This window comes from Ilumatobacter nonamiensis YM16-303 (genome assembly GCF_000350145.1).
GTDB classification, from domain to species: domain Bacteria; phylum Actinomycetota; class Acidimicrobiia; order Acidimicrobiales; family Ilumatobacteraceae; genus Ilumatobacter_A; species Ilumatobacter_A nonamiensis.
This window is the reverse complement of record NZ_BAOL01000167.1, coordinates 1-17,755: the sequence shown is the minus strand read 5'-3', so window position 1 is coordinate 17,755 and position 17,755 is coordinate 1. Positions and strand designations below refer to the sequence as shown.

Annotated in this window: 17 protein-coding genes and 1 tRNA gene; 7 read left to right on the top strand and 11 right to left on the bottom strand. The window is 66.2% G+C overall.

Going from position 1 to position 17,755, the window contains the following annotated elements:
* Positions 1-46: 46 nt before the first annotated feature.
* Positions 47-1,606 (bottom strand): sulfatase family protein, encoded by a 1,560-nt coding sequence (locus tag ON45_RS14755; protein WP_051063121.1) that lies wholly within the window; start codon positions 1,604-1,606, stop codon positions 47-49.
* 128 nt (positions 1,607-1,734) lie between these two features.
* Between ON45_RS14755 and ku the strand changes: the two genes are divergently transcribed.
* Entirely contained in the window at positions 1,735-2,676 is a 942-nt protein-coding gene (gene ku, locus ON45_RS14750; RefSeq protein WP_040494761.1) for a non-homologous end joining protein Ku, read from the top strand.
* 44 nt (positions 2,677-2,720) lie between these two features.
* Here the strand turns inward: ku and ON45_RS14745 are convergent, their stop codons facing one another.
* Complete coding sequence (locus ON45_RS14745) at positions 2,721-3,392, bottom strand: DUF6629 family protein (RefSeq protein WP_040494760.1); 672 nt, start codon at positions 3,390-3,392, stop codon at positions 2,721-2,723.
* Between the two features lie 290 nt (positions 3,393-3,682).
* Between ON45_RS14745 and ON45_RS14740 the strand changes: the two genes are divergently transcribed.
* The 3 genes from ON45_RS14740 (at position 3,683) to ON45_RS14730 (ending at position 6,518) form a co-directional block, all read left to right on the top strand.
* Positions 3,683-5,755, top strand: coding sequence for a catalase (locus ON45_RS14740; protein WP_083915020.1), 2,073 nt, complete (start codon positions 3,683-3,685; stop codon positions 5,753-5,755).
* Positions 5,756-5,983: 228 nt separating this feature from the next.
* A complete protein-coding gene (locus ON45_RS14735) occupies positions 5,984-6,208 on the top strand; it encodes a hypothetical protein (protein WP_040494758.1) in 225 nt (74 codons plus the stop codon).
* Between the two features lie 67 nt (positions 6,209-6,275).
* Entirely contained in the window at positions 6,276-6,518 is a 243-nt protein-coding gene (locus tag ON45_RS14730; RefSeq protein WP_148288708.1) for a hypothetical protein, read from the top strand.
* A 53-nt stretch (positions 6,519-6,571) separates the two neighbouring features.
* Here the strand turns inward: ON45_RS14730 and ON45_RS14725 are convergent, their stop codons facing one another.
* From ON45_RS14725 to ON45_RS14715, 3 genes are all read right to left on the bottom strand, one after another.
* Positions 6,572-7,552, bottom strand: a complete 981-nt coding sequence (locus tag ON45_RS14725; protein WP_051063120.1) for a TIGR03557 family F420-dependent LLM class oxidoreductase — start codon at positions 7,550-7,552, stop codon at positions 6,572-6,574.
* A gap of 87 nt (positions 7,553-7,639) precedes the next feature.
* On the bottom strand, positions 7,640-8,677 hold the full coding sequence (locus ON45_RS14720; protein WP_040494756.1) for an NAD-dependent epimerase/dehydratase family protein: 1,038 nt from the start codon (positions 8,675-8,677) through the stop codon (positions 7,640-7,642).
* On the bottom strand, positions 8,674-9,855 hold the full coding sequence (locus tag ON45_RS14715; protein ID WP_040494755.1) for a zinc-dependent alcohol dehydrogenase: 1,182 nt from the start codon (positions 9,853-9,855) through the stop codon (positions 8,674-8,676). Before ON45_RS14715 ends, ON45_RS14720 begins: the two co-directional genes overlap by 4 nt.
* A 286-nt stretch (positions 9,856-10,141) precedes the next feature.
* Here ON45_RS14715 and ON45_RS14710 point away from each other — a divergent pair, with 286 nt between their 5' ends.
* The 3 genes from ON45_RS14710 to ON45_RS14700 are packed head-to-tail and all read left to right on the top strand — an operon-like array spanning position 10,142 to position 13,680.
* Positions 10,142-10,468 carry a DUF3140 domain-containing protein gene (locus ON45_RS14710; protein ID WP_040494774.1) on the top strand — a complete coding sequence of 109 codons (327 nt, stop codon included), beginning with the start codon at positions 10,142-10,144 and terminating at the stop codon, positions 10,466-10,468.
* Between the two features lie 42 nt (positions 10,469-10,510).
* Complete coding sequence (wrbA, locus tag ON45_RS14705; protein WP_040494754.1) at positions 10,511-11,113, top strand: NAD(P)H:quinone oxidoreductase; 603 nt, start codon at positions 10,511-10,513, stop codon at positions 11,111-11,113.
* 11 nt (positions 11,114-11,124) lie between these two features.
* The gene (locus ON45_RS14700) at positions 11,125-13,680 is read left to right on the top strand and encodes a cation-translocating P-type ATPase (protein ID WP_051063119.1); all 2,556 of its coding nucleotides are present in this window, start codon (positions 11,125-11,127) and stop codon (positions 13,678-13,680) included.
* 11 nt (positions 13,681-13,691) lie between these two features.
* On the opposite strand, the gene ON45_RS14695 is transcribed toward ON45_RS14700, so the two are convergent.
* The 6 genes from ON45_RS14695 to ON45_RS14675 form a co-directional block, all read right to left on the bottom strand.
* Positions 13,692-14,609 (bottom strand): DNA polymerase domain-containing protein, encoded by a 918-nt coding sequence (locus ON45_RS14695; RefSeq protein ID WP_040494753.1) that lies wholly within the window; start codon positions 14,607-14,609, stop codon positions 13,692-13,694.
* Positions 14,606-15,217 carry a DNA polymerase ligase N-terminal domain-containing protein gene (locus tag ON45_RS14690; protein WP_040494752.1) on the bottom strand — a complete coding sequence of 204 codons (612 nt, stop codon included), beginning with the start codon at positions 15,215-15,217 and terminating at the stop codon, positions 14,606-14,608. The genes ON45_RS14695 and ON45_RS14690 overlap by 4 nt, the downstream gene beginning before the upstream one ends.
* Positions 15,214-15,876, bottom strand: coding sequence for an HhH-GDP family DNA glycosylase (locus tag ON45_RS14685; RefSeq protein WP_040494772.1), 663 nt, complete (start codon positions 15,874-15,876; stop codon positions 15,214-15,216). Before ON45_RS14685 ends, ON45_RS14690 begins: the two co-directional genes overlap by 4 nt.
* Before the next feature lie 23 nt (positions 15,877-15,899).
* Positions 15,900-16,058 (bottom strand): hypothetical protein, encoded by a 159-nt coding sequence (locus ON45_RS23470; protein ID WP_162833687.1) that lies wholly within the window; start codon positions 16,056-16,058, stop codon positions 15,900-15,902.
* Positions 16,059-16,110: 52 nt separating this feature from the next.
* Positions 16,111-16,198 (bottom strand) — tRNA-Ser (locus tag ON45_RS14680).
* A 128-nt stretch (positions 16,199-16,326) separates the two neighbouring features.
* The gene (locus tag ON45_RS14675) at positions 16,327-17,598 is read right to left on the bottom strand and encodes a DUF445 domain-containing protein (protein WP_051063118.1); all 1,272 of its coding nucleotides are present in this window, start codon (positions 17,596-17,598) and stop codon (positions 16,327-16,329) included.
* Between the last annotated feature and the right edge of the window lie 157 nt (positions 17,599-17,755).

Sequence of the window (17,755 nt, the reverse complement as noted above, 5' to 3'; positions counted from 1 at the left end):
GCCCGTCCGGCGCCTGCCCCCAACTCTCGGCCGGTTCGGCGGAGGGTCAGCCTGGCGCCTGCGGTGCGGGAATCCCGCGGCCGGTCTCGCCGACCGACATCATCTGGTCGACCAGTCGACCGAGCATTTCCGAGCGGCGCGGTTCGTCGTGTGGCGCTCGATTCTCGACTTCGTCGGGGTCGTCACCGAACACGTAGAGCTCCTCGAATCCGTTCGAGTCGCGGGTGTAGCGACCATCGGCGGTGACGAGCGTGCGCATCTTCTCGGGAACCCCGAGAACCTGATCGAACGGGCTCGGCATGTCGTCCTCGATCAGCACGGCGTCACGCACCGATACAGCGGGATCGTCGAGGATCGGCACGAGCGAATGGCCCTGCATCCCGATGAACTGGTCGAGTCCGCAGAGCTCCAGGATCGTCTCGGAGATGTCGATCGACGCCGCGAGCGACTCGCTGGTCGCACCCTCGGAGCCGGGCCGGGCGATCAGCAGCGGCGCACGAACGGTCCCCTGATAGTGGAGGTTGCCCTTCACCATCAGGCCGTGCTCACCCATCATGTCACCATGGTCGGTGGTGAACACGACGATCGTGTCGCCCGTGGCGCCGAGGCGATCGACCGCGTCGAGGATCCGCCCGATCCCATCGTCGATGAACTCGATCATGCCGTAGGTGCCGGCCATGCATTCCTGAGCCAGGGTCGGGCTCGATGCGCCGAAGGGAAGCGGCCACATCAGGGACTCCAGCCGGGCGCGTGTGGCACGGATGTGCGGCGGTGCGCCGTCGAGGGGGTCGTCGAACGCGCGGGGCTCGGGCATGTCGGCCGGGTCGTGTCGGCCGAACCACTCGCCGGGCGGCGTGATCGGATGGTGCGGATCCGGGAAGGAGGCGTAGGCCATCCACGGCCCACCGTCGGCGTGGGCGGACTCGATGAACTCGATCGTGCGTTGCGTGACGAACTCGGTCGAGTGCAGCTCCGACGGATACGGCGGCTCGTAGATCTGCCACCAGTGTTCCGATCGCTGCAACGCCGGCGCCTCGGGTGAGTACGGGACGTACAGGTTCTCCAGGTCTCCGCCACGATCCAGAGCCCATTGCAAGTGGTGGCCCGACACGCGTGCTCCGTGGTCGAGGCTGAAGGCGACCGTGTCGAAGCCGTAGAAGTCGTCGGGGTCGTCGACCGGGCCGGCGACGTATCGGCGGTGATCCTCGTGGGCGTAGTCGCCGGGTTCGAACCCGTCACGGACAGCTGTCTCCCGCGTGACCGGCGGAATGTTCTCGATGCCCATTCCGAGTTGCAGGTGTGACTTGCCGATCAGGCCGGTGCGATACCCGGCAGACCGGAGCGTGCGGACGAACGTGTTCGCTCCCCACTCGAGCGACCGGTCGTTGAAGATCGCGCCGTGGATGCTCGGCATCCGACCGGTGAGGATCGTGGACCGGTTCGGCATGCAGATCGGGTTGTTCACGTAGGCATTCGTGAAGTTGGTGCTCCGCCCGGCGAGCGCGTCGAGGTTCGGCGTCCGAACGATCGGGTTGCCGGCGTAGCCGAGGTGATCAGCGCGTTGCTGATCGGTGATGATGAACAAGACATTCGGCGCGGCATCCATACGGAACAGCGACTGTAGATCAGCCGGGCGCAGTGGCCTGAGGCCGATGAGGACGCAACCGCGGCAGGTTCTACGATTGCGCCATGAGCGAGTCCGGTCCGGTGCCTCGAGGCGGGGAGCACTGAGCGATGCCGCGGCCGATCTGGTCGGGTGCGATCAGCTTCGGGCTGGTGAGCATCCCGGTCAAGTTGTTCACGGCGACCGAGTCGAAGACGGTTCACTTCCATCAACTCGAGGCGGGCACCGGCGAGCGGATCGAACGCAAGCGCGTCGCCGCGGACAGCGGGGAGGAAGTCGCCTACGACGACATCGTGAAGGGATACGACCTCGGCGACGGCCGCCACGTCATCGTCGAGCCCGACGAGTTGGACGCCGTCGACCCCGGGCAGAAGGAGCGCATCGAGATCGAGGACTTCGTGGCGCTCGACGATGTCGATCCGATCTTCTTCCAGAAGTCGTACTACATCGCTCCCGCTGACGAGGGCGCAGCGAAATCGTACGAACTGTTGCGAGCGGCGATGCAGGATGCGAATCGAGTGGCGATCGCCCGCTTCGTGATGCGCACCAAGCAGTACCTCGCGGCGATTCGGTCCGCATCGGGGATCCTGTTGCTGCAGACGATGTTCTTCTCCGATGAGATCCGGGATCCGCAGGGGATCGACGAGATCAAGCTGCTCGACGACGATCTCGAACCCGACGACCGGGAACTGGCCACTGCCGCGCAGTTGGTCGATTCGCTGACCAGCGACTGGGATCCCGAGGCATACGACGACACCTATCGACAGCAGGTGGTCGAGCTGATCGAACGAAAGGCGGAGGGCGACGAGATGGTGGTCGACGACGACCGCGACGCTGATTCTGCGGACGTGATCGACCTGATGGCTGCGCTCGAGGCGAGTGTCGAACGTGTTCGTGGCGAGCGGACGGGTTCGTCGAGGGCGGGGGCCGGTGATCCTTTGGCCGACCTCACCCGCAACGAACTGTACGAACGTGCCCAGGCGCACGACATCCCGGGACGGTCGACGATGACGAAGGACGAACTCGTCGCTGCGATCGAACGCGCCTCCTGACCGGCTGAGGCGCGGCCGGGAACACCCGCGGGGTGGGAAGGATGTCAGCTGCTGACTGTCGCGGTCTTCGAGACGGAGAGGCCGCGTTCGCTCCGTCGGAGGTAGAGGGCGAAGGCGGCGCTCATGACGGCGGCCCAGGCACACCAGAGCGACGCGAATCCGCTGACGACCAGCGCCGCCACCGACGCCACCGCCACGATGTTCACGACTCCGAACATGACCAGGTATCTGTTTCCGGAGAAGAGGAACGAGCCACACGTCGCGGTGACGTACGCGCCCACGATGATCCCGCCGGCCGGGAGGGCGGTGCTGTAGCTCAGGTGGTAGGGACGGAGCTCGGCGGCGACCGGTCCGCGCAACATCGCCACGAGCAGCACGGTCGAGACGACCGCTCCGAGAGCGGTCAAGCCGTCGATCACGCGTCGTCGGGGGCCGGGCGGCTCGATCGCGCGGACGGCGAGCGGAACGTACACGGGGAGCACGACGAATGCGAAGAGTAGATACGCCCACATGGCCACGTCTCCGATCGCGCCGGGAACGTGACCTTGCAGGCCCCACCACACGAAGGTCTCGACGAGTTGGTGGGCGCCGAACAGCAACGGCAATGTCGCGAGACCGAGCACCTCGCGCCGGTCGCTGACGTGGAACAGCACGTCGATCCCGATCGCGCTGATCACCACTCCGCCGATCAGGTCGGCCTCAGGAGACAGGCACATCGTCGCCGCCAGGCGTGACCCGGATGGCCACGACGTTGAGTGGCCGGCGCGGACGACGGCAGGGCTCGACGGAGGCGGCCATGCCAAGGCAAATACCCAACAATCGTCGGGCTCATACCTCGTCACTGTGCGACATCGGGGGGCGACCGCTCGACCGGGCCGATCTGCCTCCCGGCGCCCAGGGCAGTAGCCCGGTCCGACCACAGAGATTCTGAGGGACTTGCCGGACCGACGAATGACAACCCGAGATCCGGGTACCGGTGCGGATCTCTACCCGACGAGGAGCTTTGATGACCACCGATTCAACACAGCCGAGCGAGACCCATCAGACAGTCGCCGACGCCGGTACCGGCGCTGCGCTCACGACTCAGCAGGGTGTCATCGTCGCCGACGACCAGAACACGTTGACGGACGGCGAGCGGGGACCGCAGCTGCTCGAAGACTTCGTGATGCGCGAGAAGATCTTCCACTTCGATCACGAGCGGATTCCCGAACGAGTCGTCCACGCCCGTGGGTACGGCGCGAAAGGCGTTTTCGAATGCTCGGACTCGATGTTCGACGTGACGAGAGCTGGCGTGTTCGGCGAGGCCGGCAAGACCACCGAGGTCTTCGTACGGTTCTCCACGGTCGCTGGGAACAAAGGGTCGTTCGACCTCGCCCGCGACGTGCGCGGCTTCGCGACGAAGTTCTACACCGATGAGGGCAACTGGGACTTGGTCGCCAACAACATCCCGGTGTTCTTCATCCAGGATGCGATGAAGTTCCCGGATCTGGTCCATGCCGCGAAACCCGAACCGCACACCGGTTTCCCCCAGGCGCAGACGGCACACGACAACTTCTGGGACTTCGTGTCGTTGATGCCCGAATCCACGCACATGCTGATGTGGATCATGTCGGATCGTGCCATCCCGCGGTCGTTCCGTTTCATGGAGGGGTTCGGGGTGCACACGTTCCGTTTCGTCAACGAACGCGACGAGTCGACGTACGTGAAGTTCCACTGGAAGCCGGTTGCCGGACTCCAGTCGGTGATGTGGAACGAGGCGGTCAAGATCAACGGTGCCGACCCCGACTTCCACCGACGCGACCTCTGGAACGCGATCGAATCGGGTGACCATCCGCAGTGGGAACTGGGAGTGCAACTCTTCGACGACGACTTCGCCGATTCCTTCGATTTCGACGTTCTCGACTCGACGAAACTGATCCCCGAGGAACACGTGCCGGTGAGGATCGTCGGAACGATGACGCTCAACCAGAACGTGGACAACTTCTTCGCCGAAACCGAGCAGGTGGCCTTCTGCACGGCGAACGTCGTCCCCGGAATCGATTTCACCAACGATCCGCTACTGCAGGGAAGAAACTTCTCGTATCTCGACACGCAGTTGAAGCGGCTCGGATCTCCCAACTTCACGCACATCCCCGTCAACGCTCCTCGGTGTCCCGTCGTGCACTTCCAGCAGGACGGTCACATGGCCACGCAGGTGCCCGAATTCGGTCGAGCGAACTACGAACCCAACTCCTGGGGCGACGACGGCGGCCCGCGCGAGGACCCCGTGGCTGGATACCGATCGTTCCCCGCAGCCGAATCCGGCGACAAACGTCGTGTCCGCCCGGAGTCGTTCGCCGACCACTACAGCCAGGCTCGACAGTTCTTCGACAGCCAGACCGAGGTGGAACAGACCCACCTCGCCGATGCGTTCGTGTTCGAGCTCTCGAAGGTCGACACGATGGCCATCCAGACACGAATGATCGGTGGCCTCCGCAACGTTTCCGAAGAGCTCGCGCGTGAAGTGGCCGACGGTCTGGGTCTCGACCTCCCCGAGGCATCCGATGCGGCCAGGCCGACGCGGACCGACCTCGAACCATCGCCCGCGCTGTCGATCCTCGCCGCGCCACTGACGTCCTTCGCCGGGCGCCGCATCGGTGTGCTGGTCGCTCCGGGTTCCGACGCCGATGTACTGGAAGCCCTCGGTGACGCGGCGACCACGGAAGGAGTGACGCTCGCGTTCGTCGCTCCGAAGAAGCACGGCGTCGAAGACAGCGCAGGAAACGTCCTCGAGATCGCGGAGAAGATCGACGGCGGTCCGTCGGTCCTCTTCGACGCAGTCGCCGTTGTTGTCACCGCCGACCAGGCCGAGCGACTCGCCGGCGATGCGACGGCCAAGGATTTCGTGTCCGACGCCCACGCGCACTGCAAATTCGTGGCGTACACGCCGGAGGCGACCGCACTGTTCGAGGCGGCCGGCGTTTCCGACTTCGACGACGGGTACCACGAGCTGAATACCGGGAGCGCTGCGACCGGCTTCATCGAGGGCTGTCGATCCGTTCGTTTCTGGGACCGCCAGCAGCATGTCGACGCCACGTGAGATTCTCGCACCGTCGGCGTCACGCCATGGCGATCGGCAGCACCGCGATGATGACGACGATGGGAAAGAGAGCCGTGTAGTGGGGTGTTCGACCGGTCATCCCGGTCCTTCGAGAGTCGTCTCAGCGATGGAGGAAGGTCCCCGAACAGCCGGGTTCGATTCGAGTGGGGTCGCACTCCACGTTGCGAACGGGATTGGTCGAACCGCTGCTCGGGTACACGTCTGCCCATGACCACCGTCGCGATCGTGTTCGGAGTGCTTGCGGCCACCGCCGCCATCGGCTGGTTCTTTGCGAATCGACAACACCCCGAGACGACCTCGCAACACGAAGAACACGTCACCGACACTCGGTCGGAGCGTTTCTACGACGGCGCCGACCGCCCGGCGGGACCCGATGCAACCACGATGGATCCCGATGCGCTCGGCGGTGACCATCGACCCCCCGAACGCTGAGCCGACCTCGAATCGACCTGTTCGAGAATGAGGGCCGCAGCAGGTGGGTAAAGACGCCGCAGTGGGGTTGAGCGTGCGAACCGAGAACCGAGATGGTCGAGTCGTCACGATCGTGTCCGGCGAGGCCGGAGACGACGACGTGGTCCAAGCATTGATCGACATCGTTCGCGACGTCACTCGCGACGCGCCGATGACACTCGATCTCGGACGGCTGCGGGGACTCTCGCCGGCGCAGCGAGCGCGCTTCCTCGGTGAAGTTGATGCCATGGTGCAGTTCGTCGGGGAGGACGAACCGAGCAGCGATCGATGAGCACCCGGCGGCCGATCCATGGGCGCCCGAGCGGGTCGAACCGCCCTGGAGACTCAAGGCAGCTCGGGACGAACCTCGTCGAACCATGCGTCGATGAAGCCGTCGAGTGGGTCTCCGATCTGATGGAAGTAGAGATGACTCACACCGGCGTCGAGCGCCGTACGGGCGCTCTCGACGAGCGGGCCGAGGTCGGGTCCGCAGAGAACCTGGTCGGCAATCTGCTCGCGCGTCACGGGTTCGACCGCCTGTTCGAAGTGGCCGACCGTGCGAAGGTCCTGGCTCAACTGTCCAGGCACCGTCGTGTTCGGCCAGACCCGGTGGGCGCGCTCCACCGCGGTGTCGCGGTCGCGGTCCCAGCACAGTGACAACTGTGACCACACAGGACCGGAGCCCCCGTTCGCACGGAACTCGTCGATGAGGTCGCCCGTTCCGGTGGTCCACAGACCGTCACCGACCTCGGCAGCGAGTTCCGCTGCCCGTTCCCCGAACGCCGACACCACGATGGGCGGCATCTGATCGGGAACGTCGAAGATGCGGGCGTCCTCGACGGTGAAGTGCTTGCCGTAGTGGGTGATGCTGTCACCGCTCAGCAGTTTGCGGATCACGTCGATCGACTCGGCGAGCATCTCGATCCGCACGGGCGCCGGTGGCCAGCGATCACCGAGGATGTGTTCGTTCAACGCCTCGCCCGAACCGACGCCCCACGTGAACCGACCTTCGAGCAAGCATGCAGTGGTGGCCACTGCTTGGGCGAGAACGGCAGGATGGATCCGCATGATCGGGCAGGTCACGCCGACGCCGACCTCGATGTGATCGGTCGCTTCGGAGATCGCCCCGAGCACCGACCACACGAACGGGCTGTGGCCCTGTTCTCCGATCCACGGATGGAAGTGATCGGAGATCGACACGAAGTCGAAGCCCGCGTCCTCGGCCGCACGCGCGATCTCGACGAGTTTGCCGGGCGGGTGTTCCTCACTCGACAGGGTCAAACCGTAGAGCGGAGAGCCGGTCCTGGAGTCGACGGAATCGTTCATGGCGGCACCATTCCCCCGGTCACTGGGGGCCAAACGCGTCGAGCAGCGCCGGGATGCCCGATCTCGCTCGAGGGTGAGCCCGTCGGGTCATGGTGGGAACGGGAGCATGGTTCGTTCGGGCGTGAGTGGCGGCGTGTTGGTTCCGGCGCCGATCGCGAACCCGTCGAGCAACTCGCCGAGGCTGTCGATCGCCGAGTGCGACGGTGACCATCCGAGGTCGCGGCGAGCGGCGGCGGTGTCCATCATCGGGACCTGCAGCGCCAGGTCGACCCAGCCGGGTGAGGTCGGTTGGAGCCGCAGCGAGTACGACACGGCGGCTCCGACACGCAACACTCGAGGTGGCACCGTGAGTCGGCGTGCCTCGAACACGTCCGCGAGGTCGGCGGAACTCACGATGTCCTCGGCCGCGATGTTGTACGCCCCGTGCACGTCGGAGAGAGCCGCAGCGACGTATGCGTCGGCGGCGTCGGCAGCGTGAACGGCTTGCAGCCGGAGATGGTCGCCACCCGGAACGACAGGGAGGCGGCGACGGCCGAGCAGCCTGGTGGGGAGCAACGGGCCGAGGAAGTAGCGCGAGATCTCCGACGCTGCGTGCTCCTGGAAGACGAGCGCCGTGCGCAGCCGCACGATCCGCAGCTGCGGGTGAGATCGCTCGACATCGTCCAGCAGACGTTCGACCCGGGCCTTCTGACGTGAGTACACCGACGTCGTGATCCCCGAGGTCGACCAGCTCTCGTCGCGGCACACGGGGTCCGACGATGCGCGCCCTTCGTGGTCCGGTGCGTAGGTGCCGACCGACGAGGCGTAGACGAATGACGGGATCCGGCAGTGCCTGACGGCGTCGAGGAGTCGGGCCGTTCCGTCCAGGTTGGTGCGGCGGAGCGCGGATTCGTCGCGAGACGGTTGGATCTTCCAGGCAAGATCGATGACCACGTCTGCGCCCTCGATGGTCGACTCCAGTGACGATGTCGCGAGGTCGACCTCGAACCAGGTCACCTTCTCCATGTCCACGTCAGGCTTCCGGCGAGACACCCCGACGATTTCATCGATGGCGTGCTCTCGTGCGAGCGCCGGGATCACGCGGCTGCCGACGTTGCCCGTTCCGCCGACCACGACCACTCTCATGGCTGGAAGAGCACCTTGATGGCACCGTCGTCCTTGCGTTGGAACGCTTCGTACATGTCCGGCGCCTGCTCGAGACCGACGACGTGGGTGGCGAGGTCTCCGGTACCCAACGGATCGTCGTCGTCGATCACGAGCGGGAGTGCGTCGTCGATCCAGCGCTTGACGTGCGCCTGGCCCATTCGGAGGGTGATCCCCTTGTCGAACATCGTCATCATCGGCAGCGGATCGAGCGCGCCGCCGTACACGCCGGAGATCGACACGGTCCCGCCGCGTCGGACGGCCTCGATGGCGGTGGTCAGCGCGGCGAGTCGGTCGATTCCGGCGCGTCGTGTCAACCGATCGGCCAGCGAGTCGGGGAGAAGTCCGACCGCACGCTGAGCAAGCGCGGTGGCCGGGGCACCGTGAGCTTCCATTCCGACCGCGTCGACCACGCCGGCCGGACCCCGTCCCTCGGTTCGATCGCGGAGCTCGCCGACGACGTTGTCGAGAGAGTCGGTGTCGATCGTCTCGATGCCGTTGCGTTCGGCCATCTCTCGGCGCTCAGGCACCGGATCGACCGCGATGACCCGAATGTTCCGATGCCGCGCGATGCGTGATGCCATCTGTCCGATCGGCCCGAGGCCGAGAACGGCGAGGGTGTCGCCCGGCGCGACGTCGGCGAACTCGACACCCTGCCATGCGGTCGGCACGACGTCGGACAGGTAGACGAGTCGTTCATCGGCGACGTCCGAGTCGATCCTGATCGGACCGAAGTCGGCGTGAGGAACACGGAGGTACTCCGCCTGTGCGCCCGGTACCTGTCCGTACAGTTTGGTGTAGCCGAACAGGGCTGCGCCCTTGTCCTGTTCGACGACCTGCGTCGTCTCGCACTGCGCGTAGAGGTCGCGTTCGCACATGAAGCAATGTCCGCACGAGATGTTGAACGGTACGACCACCCGATCGCCCACACTCAGGTTCATCACGTCTGCGCCGACCGCCTCGACGATCCCCATCGGTTCATGGCCGAGGATGTCGCCGGGCTCCATGAACATCGTGAGCACCTCGTACAGATGGAGGTCCGATCCGCACAATCCGGTGGTGGTGACCCGGATGACCGCGTCGGTGGGGTGTTCGATCCGTGGGTCGTCCACGGTGTCCACGCGGATGTCTCGTCGTCCGTGCCAGGTGACGGCCTTCATCGTTGGTCTCCTCGGGGGCAGTTCTCCATGCTGTCGACTGAGCGGTACCCCGCCGCGGGCACATGGATTCGTTCTCCGTGTCGGGCAGAGCGGGACGGAGCGGGACACTCCCGTTTGTGTTGTACTTCTGGTTGCAGGTTCAGCCAGAAGTACAGCGCAAACGGCGGGATCTCGTCAGTTTCCCCGACGTGCATGAGGTCGACGCGATGCGCGCCGTCGACCCCGCCCGTTGGGGTGACTGGCCCTCGACGTGTCGCTGCCGGGGTGAATGGGTATGGCGTCCGGTATGGACGATCAGGTCGAGATCCGTACGGCGTTTCGCGACGCCGTCAACATGGAGCCTGCCGAACTCGAGGAGTGGCTGGCCACCGACGAGTCGAAATCCGTCGGTGACAGCGACGAGTCCGAGAGCACGGGTCACGCGTCCGGCCGACGCATCGTCGAGATCAAGCGCACGAACGTCGACGAATTGACCGACGACGACCACGACCACATGCAGAAGGTCGTCGGCTACGTGCATCGCCACCTCGCACAGCGACCCGACGGCGACATCGCCGAGACCAGATGGCGCTACTCACTCATGAACTGGGGCCACGACCCGACCAAGACCTGACTCTGGCAACCCTCCCGCTACGACCAACCGAAAGGACTCTCCATGAACATCGGCATCATCTACTACTCCACCTACGGGTCGACTCATGCGCTGGCGCGCGAGATCGCGGAAGGCATCACCGGAGCGAACGGTGAGGCCAGTCTCCGCCGCGTCGAGGAGTTGATGCCCGACGACGCGATGGACGAGAACGCGCGTGCCGCGGCCGACGCACAGTCCGACGTCCCGCTCGCCGACGTGGAGGAACTCGCCGACTTCGACGGCGTGATCTTCGGTTCACCGACCCGATTCGGGAACCGCGCCGCGCAGCTCTCGCAATTCCTCGACCAGACGGGGCCCCTGTGGCAGAGCGGTGCACTCGCCGGTACACCGGCCGGCTTCTTCACGGGCGCATCCACCGTTCACGGCGGCCACGAGTCGACGATCCTCACGATGTCGACGTTCGCGATGCATCACGCCATGGTGATCGTGCCGCTCGGCTACACCCTCGACGAGATCGGTTCGACTCGTACCGGCGGCGGACCGTACGGCCCGACCCACCTCACGCCGAGTGACGGATCCAAAACGGAGCTGTCCGACGACGAGCGTCAGATCGCTCGCGGCTACGGACGCCGATTCGTCGACATCACCGCGAAGCTGGCCGGCTGACGCGCAGCGACGTGGCCGAGAACTCGGACCGGGCCGAGCGCGGCCCCGACCCGTCGATCCTGTCGATCGACGCGGCTCTCGACCGGTTCGAGGTCGACGGCGCGAGTGGGCTCGGACGCGACGACGCCGGACGGCGACGCGAACGTCACGGTGCGAACACGCTGACCGACGAACAGGCCGACGGGCCGCTCGCACTGCTCGCGCACGAGACCTTCACCTCGGTCTCGCTCGTCCTGGTCCTCGCCGCCGTTGCCGGTGCGGGGATCGGGGAGTGGGTGGAAGCAGGAGCGGTGCTCGTCGCGCTCGCCGTGAACATCGTGGTCGGTTTCCTCACGCGGCTGCGCGCACAACGATCGATGGAGGCACTGTCCGAACTCCTCGAGCCGACCGCGGAGGTCCTGCGCGAGCGTGAGCGGCGGGAGATCGACGCCACCGATCTCGTTCCCGGCGACATCGTGATCCTCGACGAGGGCGATCGTGTCGCGGCCGACCTGCGCCTGCTCGAAGCCGAGGACCTCCGCATCGACGAGTCGTCGCTCACGGGCGAGAGCGAACCGGTGATGAAGGACACCACGGAGGTCGATGTCGACACCCCGTTGGCGCAGCGAACCTGCATGGCGTTCACGTCGACGATGGTGGTCGCCGGACGCGGACGCGGTGTGGTCGTCGCCACCGGTGACGGGACCGAGATCGGACGCGTCGCGGAGCTGACGCGATCGGCGGAGCAACACGAGCCGCCGGTCCAGTCTGCGTTGAACAGGTTGGCGAGCCGACTGATCGGCGTGATCGCGGTCGGCACGGTTGGTCTGGTGTTGCTGGGGTTCGTGCGTGGAGACGACCTGCGCGAGACCACGGAGGTTGCGATCGCCCTGGGGATCGCCGTGGTGCCGGAAGGTCTCCCGGCCGTCGCGACGCTCACCCTCGCGATCGGGATGCGGCGGATGGCGGAGCGCAACGCGCTCGTGCGGACGCCCGCTGCGGTCGAGACGCTCGGCTCGACCACGGTGCTGTGCACCGACAAGACCGGAACGCTCACCGAGAACAAGATGCGCGTCGTCGAGGTCGTCCGACGCGATCAGGCGGCGCCGGCCGATACCTCGGACTCGTCGGCGCTCCCTGACGATCAGTTCTGGATCGCGCTGTGCATCTGCAACGACGCCGACGCGACCGATCGTGAGTCGGTGGTGGGAGATCCGACCGAGGTCGCGCTGCTCGACGGCGCGACCGAGCGTGGCATCGACTGGCAGCGTCTGCGCGAGCAGCATCCACGTCAGCACGAGCTGCCGTTCACCTCGGAGCGCATGTTCATGGCGGTGCAGTCGCACGACGTCGTGTACGTGAAAGGTGCTCCCGAACGTCTGCTCGAGGCGGCGTCCGACATCGGTGACCTCGACGCCTCCTCGAACGAACTCGCCGGTCGCGGCCTGCGCGTCTTGGCCGTGGCGCGTGCGACCGCTCCGATCGAGGACAGCTTGGACCGGTTGGAACTGCTCGGCCTCGTCGGATTGCAGGACCCGCCGCGGGAGTCCGCCATCCATGCGGTCGATGTGGTGACGGGGGCGGGAGTGGACGTGAAGATGATCACCGGTGATCGCCCCGACACCGCAGTCGCTGTGGCGCGGCGGCTGGGGATCGACTCCGACGCGCCCCTGACCGGCTCCGAGATCGAGTCGTCCGGTACGTCGACGCTCGGAGAATCGGCGGAGTCCACCGATGTGTTCGCACGCGTCACGCCGGAGCAGAAGCTCGATCTGGTGGTCGCGCTGCAGGAGGTGGGCGAGGTCGTCGCCATGACCGGCGACGGTGTGAACGACGCTCCGTCGCTGGCACAGGCCGACATCGGCATCGCGATGGGCAGCGGAACCGACATGGCCCGGCAGGCGGCCGACGTGGTGTTGACCGACGACGACATCGGAACCTTGGAGGGGGCGATCGCGGAGGGTCGGCGGGTGTTCGACAACATCCGCAAGTTCGCCCAGTTCCTGTTCTCGTGGCACGTCGCCGAGGTGTTCGTGATCGTCGTGGCGATTTTGCTCGACATCCCGGCGCCGCTCACCGCCCTGATGGTGTTGTGGAACAACATCGTGATCGACATCGTCCCGTCGTTCGCGCTCGCCCTCGAACCCGGTGGCGACGACGTGCTCGAACGTCCCCCACGACCGCCGGGCGAACCGGTGGTGACGCGCCCGATCCTCACCAGGATCCTGCTGCACGGTCTGCTCATCGGCGCAGTGGGCCTGGGCGGTTTCGAGGTCGCGCGGAGCTGGCTGGATCTCGATCTGGATCAAGCTCGTGCCGTGGCGTTCGTCGGGATGTCGGGCGCCCAGACGTTGCACCAGTTCAACGTCCGTCGGGCATCGGGCTCCGGATTCACCGGTGCGTCGAACAACCCCTGGCTGTGGGTCGGGATGGCGGTGGTCGCGCTGCTCACCGCGCTGGCGGTGTTCACGCCACTCGCCGGTGTTCTCGGGATGACGCCACCACCGCCGTCGGGTTGGGCGCTCGTGGCCGTCATGGCCGCACTTCCGCTCGCGGCGATCCAGTCGTTCCGGCTGGTCAGGCGCTGATCACACGCGGATCATTCGCGGAGACGGTCCAGCGCCTCGTGAATCGTGACCGTCGGCTCCGGAAGGTGATCCCACGGATCGTCCTTCTGCGCCAGTCGACGAAAGACGTTGTGGATGGTGATCCGCTGCGGGTCGAAGCCGGAGTCGAGCGCCTCTCCCCAGTCCAGCGGCGCGGCGATCGGTGCACCGTGGATCGGTCGGAGCGTGTACGGGGCAGCGGCGTGGCTGGCGGGGCCGTTGCGCAGGATGTCGAGGAACAGCCGGCCCTCGCGCTTGTCCTTGCGGTGCTCGACGGTGAACGGGCCGCGCTCGCTCACGATCTCGGCCACCTCGCGGGCGAACGTGCGGGTGAGGTCGAAGCCGACGTCGCCCTCGTCGATCACGTCGACGACGATGTGCAGCCCGCGCGATCCCGAGGATTTGACTCGAGGTGCGAGTCCGAGGTCGTCGAGCAGCGTCTGGAGCTCGCGGGCGGCGGCACGGACCGGGCCCATGTCGTCGCTCGACGGGTCGAGATCGAAGATCACCTCGACGGGTTGCGACGGTGCGACCGCGTCGGCGAGCAGCGTGTGGAACACGATCGCTCCCTGGTTGGCGAGGTAGACGAGCCCTGCGGCGTCGTCGACGACCGCGTAGCGCGTCGATCCTCCGTCGGCGGTCGCCATCTCCACGCGTTCGATCCAGTCGGGGACATGGTCCGGTGTGTTCTTCTGGTAGAAGCCGAACTCGTCGATGCCGTCGGGGAATCGTTGGAGCACCAGCGGTCGTCCGGCGACGTGCGGCAGCATCCGGTCCGCGACCCGCTCGTAGTAGTCGACGACGTCGCCCTTCGTGACGGGGCCGCTTCCGCCTCCGGAGGCGGCCGAGTCGTCGAAGTACACCTTGTCGAGATGCGACAACTCGATCGACTTGCCGGCGATGCTGCTCATCGCTCCTCCGGGTCGTCGGCCATGACCTCGGCGATCTCGGTGACGTCGAGACCGCTGCGGACCGATTTCGGTTCGGTGGAGGTGGGACGGCGGCGTGCATCCGCATCGTCGTCCGCATGCTTGATGAGCAACCACTGGTCGTCGTCGGGTCGGAACAACTGCAGGGTGTATCCGCCGCGGATCTTCTGGCCGTCGAGCCGGAAACTTAGGTGCCCGTCGTCGAGAGCCGCATCGACGCTGCTCGGAGCACCGTCGCTGTCGGTCGTCGCATGCCCCCACGTGCCGATGTCCCACACGATCACCGCCCCGCCGCCGTACTCGCCTTCAGGGATCGTGCCCTCGAAGTCGAGGTAGTCGAGCGGGTGGTCCTCGGTGCGCACGGCCAGTCGCTTGTCCCGCGGGTCGGTCGACGGTCCCTTGGGAACCGCCCACGAGAGCAGGACACCGTCGTGTTCCAGTCGGAAGTCGTAGTGCTCACTCGAGGCGTCGTGGTGCTGGATGACGAATCGGGGCGGCCCGTCCGGGGGTGGGACATCGGTGGTGTCCGACGGCTCCGAGGTCCGCTCGAAGTCACGCTTGCGCCGATACTCGTCGAGCCGTTCGCTCATGACGACTCCGCAACCTCGCGGATCTCGTCCTGGTCGCCCGCCATCCCACAACGCACGAGTGCGGCGACGAGTCGGGCAAACGTCTCGGTGTCGGGAACCGTTCCACGCAAGCCGTCGGGAGTTCCGGGCAGGGAGAGCTCTGTAGCGGTGTCGAGCGTTCGGTCGTCGACGTAGGGAACGAGCTCGTCCCACACGATCTGGACCTCACGGAGGAAGACGTGCGCGCCGAGATCGCCGATCCCGGTGAAGTCGGTGAGCAGCCGATGCTCGGCGTCAGGGTTCCGGTCGGCCTCGTCGCGGAGGTTGCGGAGGTCACCGTCGTAGCGATCGACGAGGAGGTCGGTCGTTCTCTCGAGGTAGCGCGCGGTGCTCTCGTCATAGCGGGCGTATCCCGACCCGTTCAGCACGTCGGTGCGTTCCCGCCATGTGGAATCGAGCAGCTTCGCCGGGGTCGTCCAGCCCGCGTCGCGGAGTGCTCGGGTGGCCGCGATGGCGATGTCGGTCGAGATGCGCGCGCTGATCAGCAGCGACAGGTACAGCGTCTGGAACAGCGGCGCCGGAGTGTTGCGCGCGAGTCGAATTCCCGCCGCCGAAGCGAATGTTCGACCGTGCCGATCGAGAAGTGCGTCGACCGTCGTCCGATTCGATGTCGTCGTCATGTCCCGGTGTCCCCCACTGCGGATCAGGTGGTCCGCGACGAGCGGAACTTCCACCACCCGTACAGAACGACCCCGGCGCCCACGAGTGCGGCGACCAGAAGCAACCACAACAGTCCCTCGATCACCGCTCCGAGCACGCCGAGCAGCAGCAGGAGGATGATGATCACGATGAATGCCGTCATCGTGTGGTGCTACCCCGGGTGGCGATCGCCAAACCCGACAGCGCTTTTACTTTGGCGGAACGGGGGGGATTCGAACCCCCGGAGGCGTGAACCTCGTCCGCTTTCAAGGCGGGTGCATTCGTCCGCTCTGCCACCGTTCCGTCGTCCACGCTAACGCTCCGCCGGGACGAGCGGACGGGTCGTTCTCGCGCCCTTCGTTCCCGTCGCGCTTTCGAGCGGGGATCGAGTCGATGCGCGACGAGAACACCAAGCACGGGCGAGCGGCACGTCAGAGCAGCTGTCCGATCGCGTGGATGACGAAGCCGGCCAGCCCACCGACGATGGTGCCGTTGATGCGGATGAACTGCAGGTCGCGTCCGACCTGCAGTTCGAGCTTGTCGGCGGTGGCGTCGGCGTCCCATTTCGCGACCGTTGACTCGATGAGGTCGCTGACCTCGTTCCGATAGTTGGCGACCAGGTGGCCGAGCGCCGACGCGATCCAGTCGTCGACCTTGCGTTGGAGTTCCGGCTCGTCAGCCAGTCGTTCACCGAGCCGCTGCGTGCTCGACGCGATGCGTCGACGGAGCTCGCTGTCCGGATCGTCGATCGCCACGAGCATCGACGCCTTCGTCTCGGTCCACAACGAGTCGATCCATCGGCGCACCTCCGGATGGTCGAGCAGTTCCTGCTTCAACTCCTCACCCTTGCGGTGAAGTTCGGGATCCTCACGCAGCCGGCGTGCGAAGTCGGTGGCCCGCTCGTCCACGCTCGCGCGGACCTGGTGGTGCGGCGAGTCGAGCACGTCGGCGAGAAACCGCCCGAGCACGTCGTAGATCTTGTCGAACACGCGGTCGTCGATTCCCTCGGGAACCCACCACGGAGACTCCTGGTAGAGCCGCTCCCGGAAGGTCGCCCGGTTGTCCAGCAGGAAATGGTCGAGTCCGACGATCGCTGCGTCGAGCAGTCGTTGATGGTGACCGCCCTCCATGGTCAACTCGATCGCGCGGCCGATCATCGGCGACACCTGTGTCGACTGGATCCGCGTCCGCACGACGTGCTCGAGGCCCGACTGGATCTCCTCGTCGTCGAGCACCTCCAGGCCGCCCCTCACGACGTCGGCCATCGCGTCACCGGTGCGCTCCGCGTGTCCCGGATCGGCGAGCCATTCGCCGAGCCGCTGGCCGACGTGGGCGTCGCGGAGCCGCGTCTCGATCACGTCGGCGGTCAGGAAGTTCGACTCGACGAAGCCTCCGAGACTGCGTCCGATGTCGTCCTTGCGCTTCGGGATGATGGCGGTGTGCGGGATCGGCAATCCCAACGGATGGCGGAACAGCGCCGTCACCGCGAACCAGTCGGCGAGTGCGCCGACCATCGCCGCTTCCGCCACTGCGCGGACGTATCCGATCCAGTCCGCGTCGTCCTCCTTGATCTTTGCGACGACGAACACGACCGCCGCGAACAGGAACAGCGAGGTGGCGATCAACTTCATCTGGCGAAGGCGGCGCGCGCGTTCGTCGTCGTCGAGGGCAACCGGTGGTGGGGCTTGGTCGATGATGGTCATCGCCGGTGAACGTACCCGCCACCCGGTTCGCGATGCCGTGCCCTCCGGTACACTCGCCGCTTCGAGTCTTCGGGCTCGTAAGGAGAGGTGCCAGAGCGGCCGAATGGGATGCCCTGCTAAGGCATTGATCCTCCGGGATCCGTGGGTTCAAATCCCA